We start from the raw sequence: 17,517 nt of genomic DNA, 5'->3' as shown, positions 1-17,517 counted from the left end.
ATGAAACAATTTTATAGGTTGGAATCATTTCAGAAAATATTTTTTTGGATGTTTATGCTTGGGTTTATTCTTGGGGTTCAGCTTTATTTATACATTGCCAATTCTAAAGGTTATAGTTTTATTTTACTCATACCTTCGCTTCCTTTGTTTTATTTTATTTCCAAAGGATTGTATAAAAACGGAAAAATGTTCTTTATAGATTTAAAATCAATTAAAGAAAAAGCATAATTTGGAATCAAAGAAAATCTTAATCATAACCTATTATTGGCCACCAGCAGGAGGTCCAGGTGTGCAACGTTGGTTGAAATTCGTGAAATACCTACCTGATTTCGGAATTCAGCCTATTGTTTATATTCCTGAGAATCCGACTTACCCAATTATTGATGAAAATTTAGTAAAGGAAGTATCAGATAATGCTATTATTTTAAAACATAAAATATTTGAACCGTATCAACTGGCTTCTTTTTTTTCGAAAAATAAAACTAAAAAAATAAGCTCTGGGATTATTCCAAATCAAAAAAAGCAATCTTTTTTAGATAAACTGTTTCTTCTGATTCGCGGGAATCTTTTTATTCCTGATGCGCGGGTATTTTGGGTGAAACCGTCGGTACGTTTTTTGGAGAAGTATATTGTTGAAAATAATATTGACACTATAGTTACCTCAGGTCCTCCGCACAGTTTACATCTTATTGGACTTGAACTAAAACAAAAACTTAGTGTTAAGTGGATAGCTGATTTTAGAGATCCATGGACGACAATAGGATACCATAAATCTTTAAGGTTGTCAAATTACGCTTCTAAAAAGCACAAATTTTTAGAACATAAAGTCTTGAATACGGCGGATACAATCATTGTAACGAGTAAAACTACGAAAACCGAATTTGAAGCGATAACAAGCAGGCCAATTGCCGTTATAACTAATGGCTACGATAATGAGAATGTAGAGAAGCAAGTTTTGGACTCTAAATTCAGTTTGGCGCACATAGGGTCTTTCCTTTCCGAAAGAAATCCTAGTATTCTATGGGAGAGCTTAGTGGAATTGCTATCTGAAATTCCGGATTTCAAAAAACATTTAGAGATCAAATTGATTGGGGCTGTCAGTCAGGAAGTGTTAGAGGCCGTTGCTGAGTTTGGCCTAAACCCTTATTTGAATAATTTGGGATATGTCTCACATGGTGAGGCAATTGCCCATCAGAAAAAATCGCAAGTTTTATTACTGATTGAAATTAATTCTAAGGAAACACGTAGTATTATTCCAGGTAAATTATTTGAATATATGGTGTCTAATAGACCTATTATTGCCATCGGGCCTAACGGTTCTGACTTTGCTGAAATAATTACTAATACGAATACAGGAGTATTTTTTGATTATTCTGAGAAGGAGAAGCTTAAAAAAGTAATTGGGGAATTTTATAATCAATATTTGAATGGTAAACTTCAGTCGAATGGTGTAGGTTTGCAAAAATATTCAAGAAAAAGTTTGACGAAGGAATTAGTTGAACTTCTTAATAAATAATATAAAGAGATTGCTTCGTGCCTCTCAATGACAAAGGATGGGAATAGTTTTAAATCAGTCTTTAAAAAATACAATAATTACCTATATCGGTTTTGGTATTGGTGCAATTAATACAATATATTTATATCCTTTTTTTCTTGGTGCAACGTATTACGCATTAACTAATTATATCTTGTCTGCGGCTAGTATTGTGATGCCATTGTTCGCTTTTGGTATGCAAAATTCATTGGTGAAATTCTACTCCCAATGTAAAACAGAACAGGAAGAATCTCAATTTTTGTCTTTTACAGTTTTACTGCCACTTTTATTATCAATTCCTTTATTGTTAATTGGGCTATATTTTTTTGATGATATTTCACTTTATTTATCGAAGAAAAACCCCATAGTGAAGGATTATTTATGGTTGATTCCATTCACGGGATTGAGTATGGCTTATTTCGAAATATTCTACGCCTGGGCTCGGGTTCATATGCATTCAGTTTTTGGAAATTTTATTAAAGAAGTTGCTTTGCGTGCTTTTTCTTTACTGGCTTTGGTTGGTGTATATTTTAAGTGGATTACAGTTATTGAATTTGTTTATGTAACTGCCGCTATTTATTTCTTAGCTTTTATTGTGACTATGTTGTACGCTTTTTACCTAAAAAAGCCACAATTTCAATTTTCAGTTCCCCATAATGCTAAAGATATTATGGTATATACTTTTTTTATTATTTTATCAGGAAGTGTCGCCACTTTGCTGTTAGACATTGATAAAATAATGTTGAATCAGTATATCAAAATCGAGAATATAGCCTACTACTCAGTTGCAACATATATTGCATTAGTTATTTCAGTTCCAAGTCGTGCAATGCATCAGATTGTGTATCCTATCACCGCAAAATTAATGCATGATAACAAACACGATGAGTTGAATGATTTATATAAGAAAACCTCTATCAATTTACAAGTAGTGGGTGGTTTTGTGATGTTGTGTATTTTTGTCAACATCAGCCAACTATATGAAATGGTCCCTAAGGAATATGGGGGAGGAATATTAGTCGTTTTTATGATAGGACTATCAAAGTATTTTGATTTAATCTTAGGGAATAATAACGCCATAATATTTAATACAAAATACTATCGAGCTGTATTATTTTTGGGTGTGGTTTTAGTATTTTTAACCATAGGATTAAATATGATTTTTATTCCAATATTTGGTATTCTAGGTTCTGCCTTTGCCACTTTATTGTCAATAACATTATATAGCTTAGCTAAACTAATGTTTGTTGTAAAGAGATTGCATTTATACCCATTTTCAAAACAAACAGTATATTCTATGGCATTAACATTTGCTCTGTTTTTGTTGTTTTATTTTTGGTATTTTCCCTTTAACCCAATTATTGCAATCGGACTAAAGTCAATTTTAGTAACAGCTTCATACTTTTATTTCAATTATAAGTTTAAAATTTCTACTGAGATTAATCAGGTTATTGATACTGTTTTAAAAAGATTGAAAATTACATTATAATTAGTCACTCACTAATATGACTAAATAATTCATGCACTAAACAGCCTGCTTATAGGTTTTTTGTGAATGAATAAAGAAACTACCTCTAATCATGCTTGGGGTAGTTTTTTTTGTTTTAGATAAGGTTGTTTTGCTTTTTCGACTCTTATTTACTACTGTATCATGGAGTTGTCTTCTGTGAATTTTATAAATTATTATGATTAAAGTGTAATGATATGTTTTCAATTATCAAATATATTTGCTTTAAATAAATTAATAATTCAATTTATAGTCGCAGAAAGATTTATCAAATATCACTAAAAGTGGGTATTGTGGGGAATGAATCATCTGCTTAATTTTATAAAATATTCTTAAAGGAATTAATCAGAATAAAAAGGATAAAAAAGGATGAAAATTACCCAAATTACCAACGAAGAGAACTTACTCAAATTTTCAAAAGCCTTAAAGGATAAAATGAGTAAAGGGTTTGAGATAGAGGAAAGAAATGATAAATTACCTTTTGCGGTTTTGTCAAAAAAAAGAAAAAAAGTTAACCATAATTTTAATTTATTGCTGTCTTGCATTACACTTGGTGTATGGTCTTTACCATGGATTTATCAGTGTTGCGTTTCCTCAAAAGAGACAAGAATTTTGATCGCTATAGATGAAGATGGAAATACATTTGAAGATAAATGTTATAATTAATTATTCTAATTCACTTTTAGAGCGGATTAGAATAATTTGTTTGTAGTTAAAAGAACGGCCGATTTACATATGTAAATCGGCCGTTCTTTATTTATAAGTAGGTATGTGGTCTTTTGTTCTAAAGTTTGTCTTTCAGGTATTTTCCGGTAACGGATTCTTTTATCTTAACAATTTGTTCCGGAGTTCCTACGGCCAAAAGTTCACCTCCATTTTCACCACCTTCTGGTCCCAAATCAATAATCCAATCGGCACATTTTATCAAATCAAGGTTGTGCTCTATGACAAGAATGGAGTGCCCTTTTGCTATTAAGGCTTCAAAAGAGGCTAATAGTTTTTTGATATCATGAAAATGTAGCCCTGTGGTAGGTTCGTCAAATACAAACAGCGCTTTATCTTTTGTCGCTCCTTTTACAAGGAAAGAAGCCAGTTTTATTCTTTGTGCTTCTCCTCCAGATAGTGTTGAAGAAGACTGACCTAATTGTACGTATCCCAATCCCACATCTTGCAGGGGTTTCAGTTTCTGCGTTATTTTATGTTGCTCATTTGTTTCAAAAAAGGCTACAGCATCATCGATAGTCATTGTTAGAATATCATGGATGTTTTTGCCCGCAAATGCCACTTCAAGCACTTCTTTCTTAAATCGTTTTCCGTTGCAAGTTTCGCATGGTAATTGAACATCAGCCATGAAAACCATTTCGACATTTATAGAACCCTCGCCTTTACAGGTTTCACATCGCCCTCCGTCTACATTAAAAGAAAAATGTTTAGGCAAGTAGCCTCTAATCTTTGATAATTTTTCTTTGGCAAATAAATCTCTAATATCATCGTAGGCCTTGATATAGGTCACTGGATTGGAACGGGAACTTCTACCTATTGGGTTTTGATCCACATATTCAATGTGTTTTATTTGGGAAAATGAACCGCTGATTTCGGTGAATTGTCCTGCTTTCTCACCCACATTCTCCAGTTTTTTTTGCATTGCTGGAAACAAGATTTTCTTAACTAACGTACTTTTACCACTTCCGGAAACACCAGTAATTACAGTAAGAACGTCAAGAGGAAAGAGGACATCTATATTTTGTAAGTTATTTTCTCGCGCGCCTTTTATCTCTATGAAATTCTTGAAAGCACGACGTTTTTCGGGAACTGTAATTTCAAGATCGCCATTTAAATATTGAGCGGTCAGTGAAGTTGATTTTAAGATTTCCTCAAATGTACCTTGTGCTACTAATTCTCCTCCAAAAGAACCTGCTTCAGGGCCAATATCAATAATCATATCGGCAGCCTTCATGATGTCTTCATCGTGTTCCACCACAATTACGGTATTGCCTAAATCACGTAATGAAAGCAGTACTTTTATCAAGCGCTCCGTATCTTTTGGATGCAAACCAATACTAGGTTCATCTAATATATACATGGAGCCCACCAAGCTACTTCCAAGTGAGGTCGCTAAATTGATGCGCTGCGATTCTCCACCAGAAAGGGTAGAGGAGTTCCTATTTAAAGTTAGGTAATCTAGTCCTACTTCAGTTAAGAAAGATAATCTATTGTTGATTTCTAATAATAAACGACGGGCAATTTGCTGCTCGTAAACATCTAATTCCAAACCTTCGAAAAACGTCACTAAGTGTTTTATTGGTAAATCTACCAAGTCAGAAACTGTTTTTGAGTTGATTTTTACATAGGAAGCCTCAATACGCAAACGCTTTCCTTTACAAGAATAGCATTTTGTTTTACCGCGGTAACGCGAAAGCATTACGCGATTTTGTATTTTATAATTTTTCTCTTCTAATTCTTTGAAAAAGTCGTTTAGACCTTGAAAATATTTATTTCCTGTCCAAAGTAACTCTTTCTGATCCTCGTTCAGTTGATAGAAAGGTTTGTGGATAGGGAAATCAAATTTGTAGGCATTGTTTACTAACTCGTCTCTAAACCAACTCATACTTTCGCCACGCCATGGGAAAAGTGCATTTTCATATATAGACAACGTGGTGTTAGGAACAACAAGCTCAGCGTCAATGCCAATAATGTTTCCGTATCCTTCACAGATAGGACAGGCGCCATAAGGGTTGTTAAAACTAAACAAGTGTACGTTTGGTTCTAAGAAGGTGATTCCGTCCAACTCAAAATTATTGGAGTAAGAGAATCTTTTTTCCGAATTTAATTGTTGCAAGTGACAGATTCCTTTTCCTTCATAAAAGGCAGTTTGCACTGCATCAGCTAAACGATTGAAAAATTCTTCTTCTTCTTTAACTACTATTCGGTCAATGATTAGAGTAACCTCTTTATTGTCTAAAGAATGTTGGTCGATTTCGTCCAAACGGATCATTTGATTATCAACCAAAATTCGCGAAAAACCTTGTTGTAACAGTACTTTTAGTTTGTCTTCAAGTTTCCTTCCTTCTTCTAAGTGTATCGGTGCTAAAAGAAGCCATTTGCTATCTAATTCAAAACTTTTCACATCAGTGACAACATCAGTCACAGTATTTTTTTTGACTTCTTGTCCAGAAACGGGTGAAAATGTCCTCCCAATTCGTGCAAACAATAATTTCATGTAATCGTAAATCTCAGTAGAAGTTCCTACTGTAGATCGGGCATTAGTAGTATTTACCTTTTGCTCAATGGCAATAGCGGGAGCGATCCCTTTAATATATTCTACCTTTGGCTTGTCTAGTCGTCCAAGGAATTGCCTCGCATAGGATGATAAGCTTTCTACATAACGGCGCTGCCCTTCGGCGTACAAAGTATCGAAAGCCAGACTGGATTTTCCTGAACCAGAAAGCCCAGTGATTACAACCAGTTTGTTTCTAGGAATCACGACGTCCACACTTTTTAAATTGTGTACTTCTGCCCCTTTTATTATGATGTTTTTCTTTGGATCTATCTTTGAAAAGTCAACTTGCATAAAAAATATTGTATTTCTACAAAAGTAATCAATTTTCAGCGGAGAAGAAAGGCTGAACAAGTCACAAATTTTTGTTAGAAGAATAGAAATAGAGTTAGAAAAATAGTAGTGCAATATTGTTTTTTGTTGCTGTATGGTTTAAATATTTTCTTTTAATAATTTTATTGTGTTTTAATTTTTAGTTTTACGATAAATTAATCCCATTCCCCAGATGAAAAGTAAATTTTGTATTGCACTTTTTTTGATATGTTGTTGTGTTTTTTCACAGGAGTTACCTCCAATTGTAAAGTATGCGCCGTTTACTTATGGAGCAGGAAATCAAAACTGGATGATTTCTCAAGACGAAAATCATTACCTTTTCTTTGCAAACAATGAAGGGCTATTGGAATTTAACGGTTCTAATTGGGAATTGTATCCTTCGCCAAACGAGACTATATTACGTTCCGTAAAAGTGATTGGTAATAAAATATACACTGGTAGTTATATGGAATTTGGATACTGGACCAGGCAAGCTACAGGAAAGCTAAAATACACCTCACTTAGTAAAACTATAAAAAAGAATATTCTAGATGAAGAACAGTTTTGGAACATATTAAACTATGATCACTGGGTTATTTTTCAGTCATTGGACAGAATATATATTTATGATAGCAAGACAAATCAATTTAAAGTAATTGCACCAAAGAATAAAATTACCAAATCTTTCAGTACTAAAAATTCGATTTACTTTCAAACGATTAGTGAAGGTCTTTTTGAAATAGAAAGTGGAAAAGCTCGATTGGTTTCCAATAATCCAATTTTAAAAAATAATAGGATTGTTAATGTTTTTTCAACAGATGAAGGCTTATTGATTCAAACACAATTGAACGGTTTTTATAGGTTGAACGGAGTGAATTTATCTAAATTTTCGACAGAAGCTGATGCGGAAATGATGGCAAATAGTGTTTATAGCAGTCATTTGCTATCGGACGGTAGTTATGTTATTGGTACAGTGTCAAATGGAATTTTTATTTTAACTGCTAAAGGAGGGATTAAATATCATATTTCTCAAAATAAAGGATTGAGTAATAATACAGCGTTGTCTGTGTTTGAAGATGCTGATAAGAATCTTTGGGTGGGATTAGATAACGGAATTAATTGTATTAACCTTCAGTCCCCCATTAAAAATTTTGTTGATGACACCGGTATTTTGGGTACAGTATATGCCTCTAAATTGTATAAAGGAAGATTATACATAGGTACAAATCAAGGCTTGTTTTATAAAGACTATCTGAGTAGTGGAGAGTTTAAATTTATAAATGGTACTAAAGGGCAAGTTTGGTCCTTATTCGAATACGATGGCAGCTTGTTTTGCGGGCATGATTCTGGAACATTTATTATAGAAAATGGTGCTGCAAAAAATATATTCTCAAAATCAGGAACTTGGAAATTTGAAACGATTCCAAATCAAAAAGGACTTTTGCTCCAAGGGAACTATTTTGGGATTTCAATATTGGAGAAAGTTAATAATCAGTGGCGTTTTAGAAATAAAATAGCAGGTTTTGATTATTCAGCGCGATATTTCGAGATTACGGATGCTTTGGAAGTATATATTAGTCATGAATATAAAGGAGTTTTTAGATTACAGCTTGATAATAAGTTACGTAAAACAAAGGTGTTTACTGCCTATGAACAGCCCAAAAAAGGGAAAAATGCCGGATTGATAAAATATAATAATACGATTTATTATGCTTATAAAGAGGGGATCTTTAAACTGAATAATAAATCAAAGCTATTTGAAAAAGATAAAGTTTTGAGTTCGGTTTTTGAAAAAGATGAATATACTTCAGGGAAATTGATTGTCGATAATTCGAATAAAATATGGTTGTTCTCTAAAAATTATATCCATTATTTCTCATTGAGTAAATTAAGTAATCAATTGAAGCAAAATGTAATTCCTATTCCAACTTCCTTAACAAATTCAATGTCTGGTTTTGAAAATATAGAGCAGATCTCAAATTATGATTATCTTATTGGGACCACTGATGGTTATTATACTATGAATATCAATGATCTGAGTTTTAATAATTACAATGTAACTATTTCAAATATTGCTACAAATAAGTTGAATGAAGATTTCAAAAATAATTCTATAAGGGAAGAAGGCAGATTTAAATATGATGAAAATAACATAATTTTTAACTACACGGTACCTGAATATAACAAATACATCAATGCTGAATATCAGTACTTACTGGAAGGATTTCAAGATGAATGGAGTGATTGGAGTACAGGAACCACCGTGAATTTTAAAAATTTGCCTTCGGGTCAGTATGTATTTAAAGTGAGAACTAAATTTGCAAATTCCTTGATAGGAAATACTGCTAGCTATGCTTTTACAGTCCTTAAACCCTGGTATAGGACTAATATAGCATTGTTTTTTTATTTCTTGATTGGTATTGTTTTAGCACGATTTATCCATAAAGCGTATAAGAACTATTACAAAAAGAAGGAGGATAAGTTAATTGAGGAAAATAATCTTTTACTGGAGATTAAAGAATTGGAAAATGAGCAACAAATGATGAGAGTGAGGAACGAACAGCTATTGGGTGATGTCGATGCAAAAAGCAGAGAGCTGGCAGCTTCAACGATGAATTTGCATAATAAGAATGAATTGTTGGCGATTATTAAGGAAGACTTGAAAAAAACGAACAAGGATGATAATAGAGCAGTCAAGTCGGTGATATCTATTATTAACAATAACATTACCGAAAAGGATTCCTGGAGCGTTTTTAAAGAGGCATTTGAAAATACTGATAAGGAGTTTTTGAAAAAAGTAAAAGCAGCACATCCATTATTAACGCCAAGTGACTTGAGACTTTGTGCTTATCTTAGATTAAATCTTTCTTCTAAAGAAATAGCACCTCTGTTGAATATTTCTGTGCGAAGTGTAGAGATAAAAAGATATCGTTTGCGTAAAAAAATGGATTTGTCACATGAACAAGGACTTGTTGAGTATATTCTAGCCGTATAGTTGTACTTTGTAAGATTGGAAATAACTATACATTACCACAACATTGATAAAATGTTGTGGTTTTTTTATTTTTTTTAACACTATCAAGATTTTTAAATTCACAATGTTTTTCTGACTTTTTTGAATTATTGTGTCTAAAAATGCCTTTTTTTTATCTTGTATGTTTTTTGTAGAGGTTATTTTTAATGTATTAGCGGTAAGTCCTGCTAATTTTATAATTCACAAATAAAGCTACAAACTATATGAAACCAAAACATCTATCCTTTTCCTTTATTCTGATTTTTATCTTATTTATATAAGGTTTCGAATGAACTAATCAGAACCACATCTTTTCTAATCCATTCCCCTTATTATTAAATAGGATTCAAATTAATCCCAAATTACTAAATGAATAATTACTACTAAGAAAAGACGCAACCATTAATAAGGATGGTATTTTTTAAAGAACAAACTAAAACTAAAATTAATATGAAAAACAACATTTTAAGACTATTACTTTTTTTATTAACAACAACCGGTTTTTCACAATCGAATAATGTCGCAGTTGTAAATAATGATAAAGGAATGAAATTAGTTGTCGATGGCAAAGACTTTATGATTAATGGTATGAATTGGGATTACTTTCCAATTGGCACCAATTATACATATAGTTTATGGAAACAATCTGATGACGTAATTAAAGCAGCACTTGATGCTGAAATGGGGCTATTAAAAAACATGGGAGTTAATGTAATTAGACAATATACTGGAGTCCCACCAAAATGGATTAAGTATATCTATGAAAATTACGGGATCTATACTATGTTGAATCATACTTTCGGTCGTTATGGTTTGACCATAAATGGGACTTGGGTATCAGACACAGATTATTCTGACGCAAACACTCGTAAATTACTACTGGCTGAATCAAAGGCAATGGTAAATGAATACAAGGACACACCAGGGTTATTATTGTTTTTGTTAGGTAATGAAAATAACTACGGTCTTTTTTGGGGTGGTGCAGAAACTGAAAATATTCCTTTGGAAGACAGAAAGTCAACAATTAGAGCACATGCTTTGTATAAGCTTTTTAATGAAGCTGTTGTAGAAATGAAAAAAGAGGATAAGTCACACCCAATGGCTATCTGTAATGGAGATTTACTTTTTCTGGACATCATAAAGAAAGAATGCCCAGCCATTGATATATTAGGTACAAATGTATACCGTGGTGTATCTTTTGGAGATGCTTTTCAAAAAGTAAAAGAGGAGCTTAATGTACCAATTATGTTTACAGAGTTTGGCGCTGATGCTTTTAACACTATCAATAATAGCGAAGATCAGAAATCTCAAGCTTATTATTTAATGGGCAACTGGAAGGAAATATATGAAAATGCGGCTGGTTTAGGAAAAGCAGGAAATTCTATAGGAGGTTTTACTTTTCAATTTAGTGATGGCTGGTGGAAATTTGGTCAAACAAAAAATCTGGACATACATGATAATAATGCCTCTTGGTCTAATGGCGGTTACCCTTTGGATTTAAAAGGAAATGAAAATAACATGAATGAGGAATGGTTTGGTATATGTGCCAAAGGACCTACAGATGCTCGTGGTCTTTATGACCTTTATCCACGTGCCGCTTATTATACATTAAAAGAAGCACATAATGTAAATCCTTATGCTCAAGGGGTAACGCTTGAGAGTATAGATAATACTTTTGCAAGTATTTCATTAATGGACGCGATACTTAGGGCTCGTGGTGATAAAGCGGCTTTAGGTGGGGGTGCAAGTGAAAAGATACGTCTTAGTAATTTAAGAGCTGAATTTACCACTTACAATACTGGAGGTAGTTTAATTACAACGCCAAAAACTGCAGATCCTGATAAATCAGTATATCCTAATAAGTTAGGCTTTGACCACATGCAATCTTATTTTGTGGGAGTTGAAGGGAATCCTAATGCTAATATGCAGGCTAATGTTAATTTTAACATTTTGGGACATGTTGCAGAAAATCCAATTGATGAAGTTTTTTATGAAAATAGAGGTCGTTCACGCACGGTTAATACTGATGAAGGCAATCTGGAACTAAATGATTTAAATAGAATTCAAGTTTATAATGCCAGTTATACTTGGAACGCAAAAGACTTTGATTTAAGAGGTTTCTATAGAACGGGACATTATCATTGGGGATATGAAGGCGACTTTTTTGGTTTATACCCTGAAGCAAATTATGGTCAAAACCTAGATATCTATAATGGAGAAACATTAGGATTTGAAATAGATGGTAAAAAAGCATTTAGTGGCTTTAAAGCTGCCTTTGGACCTCAATTATGGTGGGGAGCAAACCCAGCAGTGTTGTTAAAATACAGTAGAACAATAGGTCGTTTTGATGTTACTGGTATTTACCACGAGGATATAGCCGATGCTCCAGAAGCGGTTAGTTCTATAGCGGTACCACTTCCTAAAACACGAAGACTTACTTTTCACGCAAAAACAAAAATAGGATCTGTAGGTGTTGAACTTGGAGGTATATGGGGTGGAGAACCCTTGAACGGAAGGACTTTTCAATTTACGCAAGGCGAACCAGGAAGTTATGTGATTTATACTGACAAAATTAATTCAAAGGATAACTGGGGAGGAAAAGTTAAATTAACGTACTCTGAAGGAGCTTTTAATTGGTATGGTCAAGCTGCAGCAATGGGCTTAGTTGCCAATGGTGGTGCGGATAACACGAAAACTTTTACTGGATGGAGACTTAAAGATAGTGGAAGCGGAAATCAGGTAAATTTTCTTTCAGGGTTTACTTATAGCGTTGGTAATTTACAGATAGCACCTAACTTTTTATGGCAAAAACCGATTGTTGGGGCGATGCCAAATGATGTTCAGGCTCCAGGAAGACTTAGAAACATTCAGGATGATCCATTTGCAGTAAGAGCAAATAGAGAAACCATAGGAGGAGAGTTACTTTTTACTTATGATCCAACGCCTGCTACTTGGATGTATGAATGGGATAATGATATGGTTGAAGATGCAAAATTTGCAATAAGTACTGGTTTTGTTTTTCGTCACCTACCTAATTCTCAGGATGCTGCAATTGGTATTCTTGCTGATGGTCGTTCGACTTTTGCTTTTCCAAACTCAGCGCCAGCACATGATTTATGGGAATCAAACACTCGTATAGTATCTAAGTTAAGTCCAGATTATGGTTTAATAGCTAATTTTTACTTTGGTAATGCACAAGCAAATGGTAGTGACCCTAGACTAGTGGAACGTTTTGGAGGAGATCTTAGAGTTGTTTATAATAAAACAAAACTAGTAAGCTCTGTAAAAATTAATGATTGGGGACCATTTGATTACCATCGTGACTTCAATCTTACTTACCCACTACAGTTAATGATGGATTTGTCTACTTCAGTAGGAAAACCAAATTGGTTTATTTTACCAGACACAAAAATTGGAATCCGCGGTACTTGGAGAACACTTAATCAAAATTCACCTCGATATTCACCTAATGATGCTGCTGAATTTGCAACAAGTCCGACGATAAGTCCAGTTGGATTTCCGTATGGTAATGAATGGGAAATTAGAACCTACGTGCACATTAATATTGGAAAATAAAAAAGAGACAAAATGAAAAATAGAAAATATACATATTTAACAAATAGCTTCATCTTAGGATTGTTTCTTGTCGCTTCTGTAAGTTGTGAAAGAGAACTCTCTGACGAAACGAAATTTGCAACTTTTCCTAACACAGCCGAAGTTTTTATTGACGGTTTTACAGGTGGATTAGATTACTTCCCTTTTAGTGGTTCTAAAGCAGATGCCTTTACAGTAGATACTAAAGAAAGCTACAAAGGAGCTTCATCGATGCGATTTGATGTGCCTAATGTAGGTGATCCTGATGGCGCATTTGCAGGAGCAATCTTTCGATTAGCAAGTGAACGTGATTTAACAACTTATGATGCTTTAACTTTTTGGGCAAAAGGTACTGTGCCAGGTTTAATTAACGAAATAGGTTTTGGTCAAGATTTTGGTGAAAACAAATATTTGGTTACTACCAATTTACAGTTAACAACCAATTGGAAAAAATATACTATTGCAATTCCGGATGCAAGTAAATTGATTGCTGAAAAAGGAATGTTTTGGTATGCTGAAGGTCCAGAAGATAATAAGGGATATACTTTTTGGATTGACGAATTAAAATTTGAAAAATTAGGAACCATTGCGCAGCCAAGACCATCTATTGTAAATGGCTTGGATAAAGTAGAAACTCAGTTCTTAGGAAATTCTGTTAGCATGGCTGCATATGGATTGACACAAACATTTAATTTGGAGTCTGGAGTAAATCAAACAGTTACTGCAGCACCGGCGTATTTTTCTTTTAAATCATCTAATACTGATGTGGCAAGAGTTAGTGATGCAGGTATTGTAACTTTAGTTGGTACGGGTACATCTAAAATAACAGCTACTTTAGGTAATGTTAAAGCAACTGGATCTTTAACGGTTAATGTTCCAGGAAGCTTTCCTGTTGCACCTGTTCCTACTTTGGCTCAAAATAATGTAGTTTCAATATTTAGCGACAAATATACAAACGTACCCGTAAATTATTATAATGGCTATTGGGCTCCTTACCAAACCACCAAAGGTGAACAAACCATTATAAATGGCCAGAATGTAATAAACTATACCGATTTTAATTTTGTTGGTACTCAGCTTACAACTCCATTAGATATTTCACAGATGACACATTTTAGTGTTGATATCATGATGTTAGAATTACCCACTGATATTGATCTCCTTCTCACATTTAAGAATGAAAATTCTACTGCTACGACTTTTCAACAAAACCGTATAGGTCAAAGTTATCAATTAGACAGTAGAGCTCCAGTGGTTTATCCAAGTGCTGATTTTAAAGCAGGAGTATGGTCAACGATAAAAATTCCAATTAGACCAACATCAGAAACTTCATTGGATAAGACAGGAGTCAATTTAATCATTATTGAAAATATCAAATCTTCTAATGTAAAAACTATTTATCTAGATAATATGTATTTCTATAAAGAGTAACAACAATGGAGAAAATATTAAAACAAGAAAAAATGAAAAAAATAAATAGAAATTTAATGTTAATAAAAGGACTAGTTTCTAAGGCTCTCCTTTTGGTATTGCCAATATTTGTGATTTCTAGTTGTACTACAGATGAAAAGCAAACGGTCACCACTTTTAGTGAATTGGTTATGGCGGATGAGTTTGATACTGATGGTGCTCCTAATAATAAGATTTGGGGGTTTGACATAGGTACTGGAACTAATGGATGGGGAAATAATGAATTGCAGTATTATACAAAACGTACCGATAATGTAAAAGTTGAAAACGGATACTTATTGATCACCGCTAAAAAGGAAGATTTTAATGGATCTTCATATACTTCTGCAAGACTATTAACTAAAGGTCTGTTTGCACAGAAGTATGGTCGTTTTGAAGCGCGAATTCGACTTCCGTATGGTCAAGGGATCTGGCCAGCTTTTTGGTTATTAGGAGACAATTCGGATGAAGTTGGTTGGCCTAAATGTGGAGAAATTGATATTATGGAATATCGCGGTCAGGAACCTACTAAAGTGTTAGGTACTGTACATGGTCCTGGATATTCAGGTGCAACATCAATTTCAAAAGGGTATAGCTTGTTAAATGATCGTTTTGATACAGGCTTTCACATATTTGGTATTGAATGGGGACCAGAATATATCAATTATTATGTAGATGATGTTTTATATAATCAAATTACACCAGCCAATGTTACAGGTGAATGGGTTTTTGACCATCCTTTCTATATCATTATTAATCTTGCAGTAGGGGGCGATTTTTTAGGAGCTCCTAATAATGAAACCGTTTTTCCTCAAACCATGTTGGTTGATTATGTGAGGGTATATAAAAATAATAAACTAAACTAATAAACTAAAAATTATGAAACAATTTCTAAAAAAAGCAATGACCTTTATTACGATATTGGTAGTATCACTATCCTTTAATGGTTGTGAAAACGATGACTGTAATATGCCTGAAATCTTTGCTGGTTTCTCTCATACTATTAATGCAAATACTGTGACATTTATCAATACGTCTACAGAGGTTAGATATTACGATTGGAATTTTGGAGACGGAACAACTTCTACCGAAATAAATCCTGTTAAAACTTATGCTAATGGTACTTATACGGTACGTTTGAAAATAACAAATGTTGCTGGAGAATCAGCCGTTTATGAGGACATTATAATAATTAGTGGTGCTAGCGTAGGTAGTGCATGTACAACTGAAACAGCTGAGTCTATGCTTGCAGCAAGTTTGAATGTGACTTTTAAGACAGATCAAACAGCAAATATCATTAAAGATGGTGCTAATTTTAGTTGGTCAGACAACCCTAAATCAGATGCAGGTATCAATTTGTCATGTAAAGTAGGTAAAGTAACAAAAACAGGAACGAACCCTTGGGATAACGTTCAAATCAGTTTAGATGCGAAATTAGACTTTACAACTAAATCAGGTTTGAAGTTAAAAGTGTTTTCTATTGTACCAGGATATAAAGTTTTAGTAAAATTGGAAGATAAAGCTAATCCAGGAACAAATACGGAACTTGAAATTACAACAACTAAAACTAATGAATGGGAAGAATTAAGCTTTCCTTTTGCAGGAACTCAAAGTGGTAAATATGATAAAATTGTTTTGATTTTTGATTTAGCGACCAAAAACACTAATAGTTATTATTTTGATGACCTTACTTTATACGGTACAGGAAGTGGTACGCCTACTGGTACTGCATGTACAACTGAAGCAGTTGAATCTATGGCAGCAGCAAGTTTAAATATTACTTTCAAAACAGATCAAACGCCAAATGTAATAAATGATGGAGCCAATTTTAGTTGGGTAGCTAATCCTAAATCTGACACTGGAATAAATACTTCATGTAAAGTGGGTAAAATAGTAAAGCTAGGGAACAACCCTTGGGATAACAACCAAATTAATTTGAATGCAAAATTAGATTTTAATACTAATTCTGGTTTAAAGATAAAAGTGTATTCTGCAAAAGCTGGATTTAAAGTTAGAATCAAGTTAGAAGAGAAAGCAAATGCGGGAAATAATACGGAACTAGAAGTTACAACCACTAAAACCAATGAGTGGGAAGAACTTACATTTCCTTTTGCTAGTACAAATAGTGGCAAATTTGATAAAATAGTATTGTTTTTTGATTTGAATGCTAATAATAAGGATACGTATTATTTTGATGATCTTGCTCTTTATGGTACTGGGTCAGGAACAGGATCAGGAACTGGTGGAGGAACAGGGACACCTGGGACAGCTACTGGAGATATAGCTGTAAACGGTGGTTTTGAAGATGGAAACCTTGATGGTTGGGCAGTTTATAAAAATGGAGGAATTATTATTGCTGATAATACAACAAGTAAAACAGGAACATGGTCTGCAAAACTTTATGCTAGTCCTGATGGAAAGAACCCAACGCTTAAGCAAGAAAGAAAAGGTGCAGGTGGAATTAAAGTAGGAGATAAAGTAAAAATCACTTTTGATTATAAGGGAGCATTAACTGGAGAAAGTGGTACTTATTCATTACAATCTTTTGTTGAAGCGGCAAATGGCGTTAATCAAGTGGTAAACATGTCAGTTAATCCAACAAGTACATGGCAAAATTATACTATAACTTATACGGTAGCAGCGGGCGATGTAAGTGGTGGAATTACTACTGAGTTTGTCGCAATTTGTGGTGGAGTAGCAGGTTGTAGTTCAACTTTATATTTAGATAACGTTTCTGTTGTAATAAATCCATAATATTAATAATACTGACTGGCGGCATAGATTAGCTGCCGCTAGTCAGTACTTTTATTGACAACGTAAATAGGATTCAA

10 protein-coding genes are annotated in these 17,517 nt (G+C 33.5%); 9 read left to right on the top strand and 1 reads right to left on the bottom strand.

Features of this window, described 5'->3' with window-relative positions; all coding sequences use genetic code 11:
• The 4 genes from BLV91_RS03420 (at position 1) to BLV91_RS03405 (ending at position 3,707) form a co-directional block, all read left to right on the top strand.
• On the top strand, positions 1 to 228 hold the full coding sequence (locus BLV91_RS03420; protein ID WP_139262264.1) for a hypothetical protein: 228 nt from the start codon (positions 1 to 3) through the stop codon (positions 226 to 228).
• A gap of 1 nt (position 229) precedes the next feature.
• Positions 230 to 1,516, top strand: coding sequence for a glycosyltransferase family 4 protein (locus tag BLV91_RS03415; RefSeq protein ID WP_091429639.1), 1,287 nt, complete (start codon positions 230 to 232; stop codon positions 1,514 to 1,516).
• Between the two features lie 37 nt (positions 1,517 to 1,553).
• Positions 1,554 to 3,023, top strand: a complete 1,470-nt coding sequence (locus BLV91_RS03410; protein WP_091429636.1) for an oligosaccharide flippase family protein — start codon at positions 1,554 to 1,556, stop codon at positions 3,021 to 3,023.
• 387 nt (positions 3,024 to 3,410) lie between these two features.
• On the top strand, positions 3,411 to 3,707 hold the full coding sequence (locus BLV91_RS03405) for a hypothetical protein (RefSeq protein ID WP_091429633.1): 297 nt from the start codon (positions 3,411 to 3,413) through the stop codon (positions 3,705 to 3,707).
• Positions 3,708 to 3,825: 118 nt separating this feature from the next.
• Here the strand turns inward: BLV91_RS03405 and uvrA are convergent, their stop codons facing one another.
• Complete coding sequence (gene uvrA, locus BLV91_RS03400; RefSeq protein WP_091429630.1) at positions 3,826 to 6,612, bottom strand: excinuclease ABC subunit UvrA; 2,787 nt, start codon at positions 6,610 to 6,612, stop codon at positions 3,826 to 3,828.
• Between the two features lie 211 nt (positions 6,613 to 6,823).
• Here uvrA and BLV91_RS03395 point away from each other — a divergent pair, with 211 nt between their 5' ends.
• From BLV91_RS03395 to BLV91_RS03375, 5 genes are all read left to right on the top strand, one after another.
• Positions 6,824 to 9,625 (top strand): helix-turn-helix and ligand-binding sensor domain-containing protein, encoded by a 2,802-nt coding sequence (locus BLV91_RS03395; protein ID WP_245709597.1) that lies wholly within the window; start codon positions 6,824 to 6,826, stop codon positions 9,623 to 9,625.
• A gap of 468 nt (positions 9,626 to 10,093) precedes the next feature.
• Positions 10,094 to 13,219, top strand: coding sequence for a glycoside hydrolase 5 family protein (locus BLV91_RS03390; protein ID WP_091429791.1), 3,126 nt, complete (start codon positions 10,094 to 10,096; stop codon positions 13,217 to 13,219).
• A 12-nt stretch (positions 13,220 to 13,231) separates the two neighbouring features.
• Positions 13,232 to 14,668 (top strand): Ig-like domain-containing protein, encoded by a 1,437-nt coding sequence (locus BLV91_RS03385; protein ID WP_091429628.1) that lies wholly within the window; start codon positions 13,232 to 13,234, stop codon positions 14,666 to 14,668.
• Between the two features lie 32 nt (positions 14,669 to 14,700).
• Entirely contained in the window at positions 14,701 to 15,552 is an 852-nt protein-coding gene (locus tag BLV91_RS03380) for a glycoside hydrolase family 16 protein (protein WP_091429789.1), read from the top strand.
• Positions 15,553 to 15,565: 13 nt separating this feature from the next.
• The gene (locus BLV91_RS03375) at positions 15,566 to 17,440 is read left to right on the top strand and encodes a carbohydrate binding domain-containing protein (RefSeq protein ID WP_139262262.1); all 1,875 of its coding nucleotides are present in this window, start codon (positions 15,566 to 15,568) and stop codon (positions 17,438 to 17,440) included.
• Positions 17,441 to 17,517: the final 77 nt, after the last annotated feature.

It is taken from the genome of Flavobacterium degerlachei (assembly GCF_900106645.1).
GTDB lineage: Bacteria > Bacteroidota > Bacteroidia > Flavobacteriales > Flavobacteriaceae > Flavobacterium > Flavobacterium degerlachei.
The sequence above is the reverse complement of the archived record's forward strand: the minus strand, read 5'-3'. Positions and strand labels throughout refer to the sequence as shown.

What these genes read in the sequence shown, in the direction of transcription:
- BLV91_RS03375 (WP_139262262.1), top strand. Translation starts at nt 15,566, where the DNA reads ATGAAACAATTTCTAAAAAAAGCAATGACCTTTATTACGATATTGGTA.
- BLV91_RS03390 (WP_091429791.1), top strand. Translation starts at nt 10,094, where the DNA reads ATGAAAAACAACATTTTAAGACTATTACTTTTTTTATTAACAACAACC.
- BLV91_RS03385 (WP_091429628.1), top strand. Translation starts at nt 13,232, where the DNA reads ATGAAAAATAGAAAATATACATATTTAACAAATAGCTTCATCTTAGGA.
- uvrA (WP_091429630.1), bottom strand. Translation starts at nt 6,612, where the DNA reads ATGCAAGTTGACTTTTCAAAGATAGATCCAAAGAAAAACATCATAATA.
- BLV91_RS03420 (WP_139262264.1), top strand. Translation starts at nt 1, where the DNA reads ATGAAACAATTTTATAGGTTGGAATCATTTCAGAAAATATTTTTTTGG.
- BLV91_RS03395 (WP_245709597.1), top strand. Translation starts at nt 6,824, where the DNA reads ATGAAAAGTAAATTTTGTATTGCACTTTTTTTGATATGTTGTTGTGTT.
- BLV91_RS03410 (WP_091429636.1), top strand. Translation starts at nt 1,554, where the DNA reads ATGGGAATAGTTTTAAATCAGTCTTTAAAAAATACAATAATTACCTAT.
- BLV91_RS03380 (WP_091429789.1), top strand. Translation starts at nt 14,701, where the DNA reads ATGAAAAAAATAAATAGAAATTTAATGTTAATAAAAGGACTAGTTTCT.
- BLV91_RS03405 (WP_091429633.1), top strand. Translation starts at nt 3,411, where the DNA reads ATGAAAATTACCCAAATTACCAACGAAGAGAACTTACTCAAATTTTCA.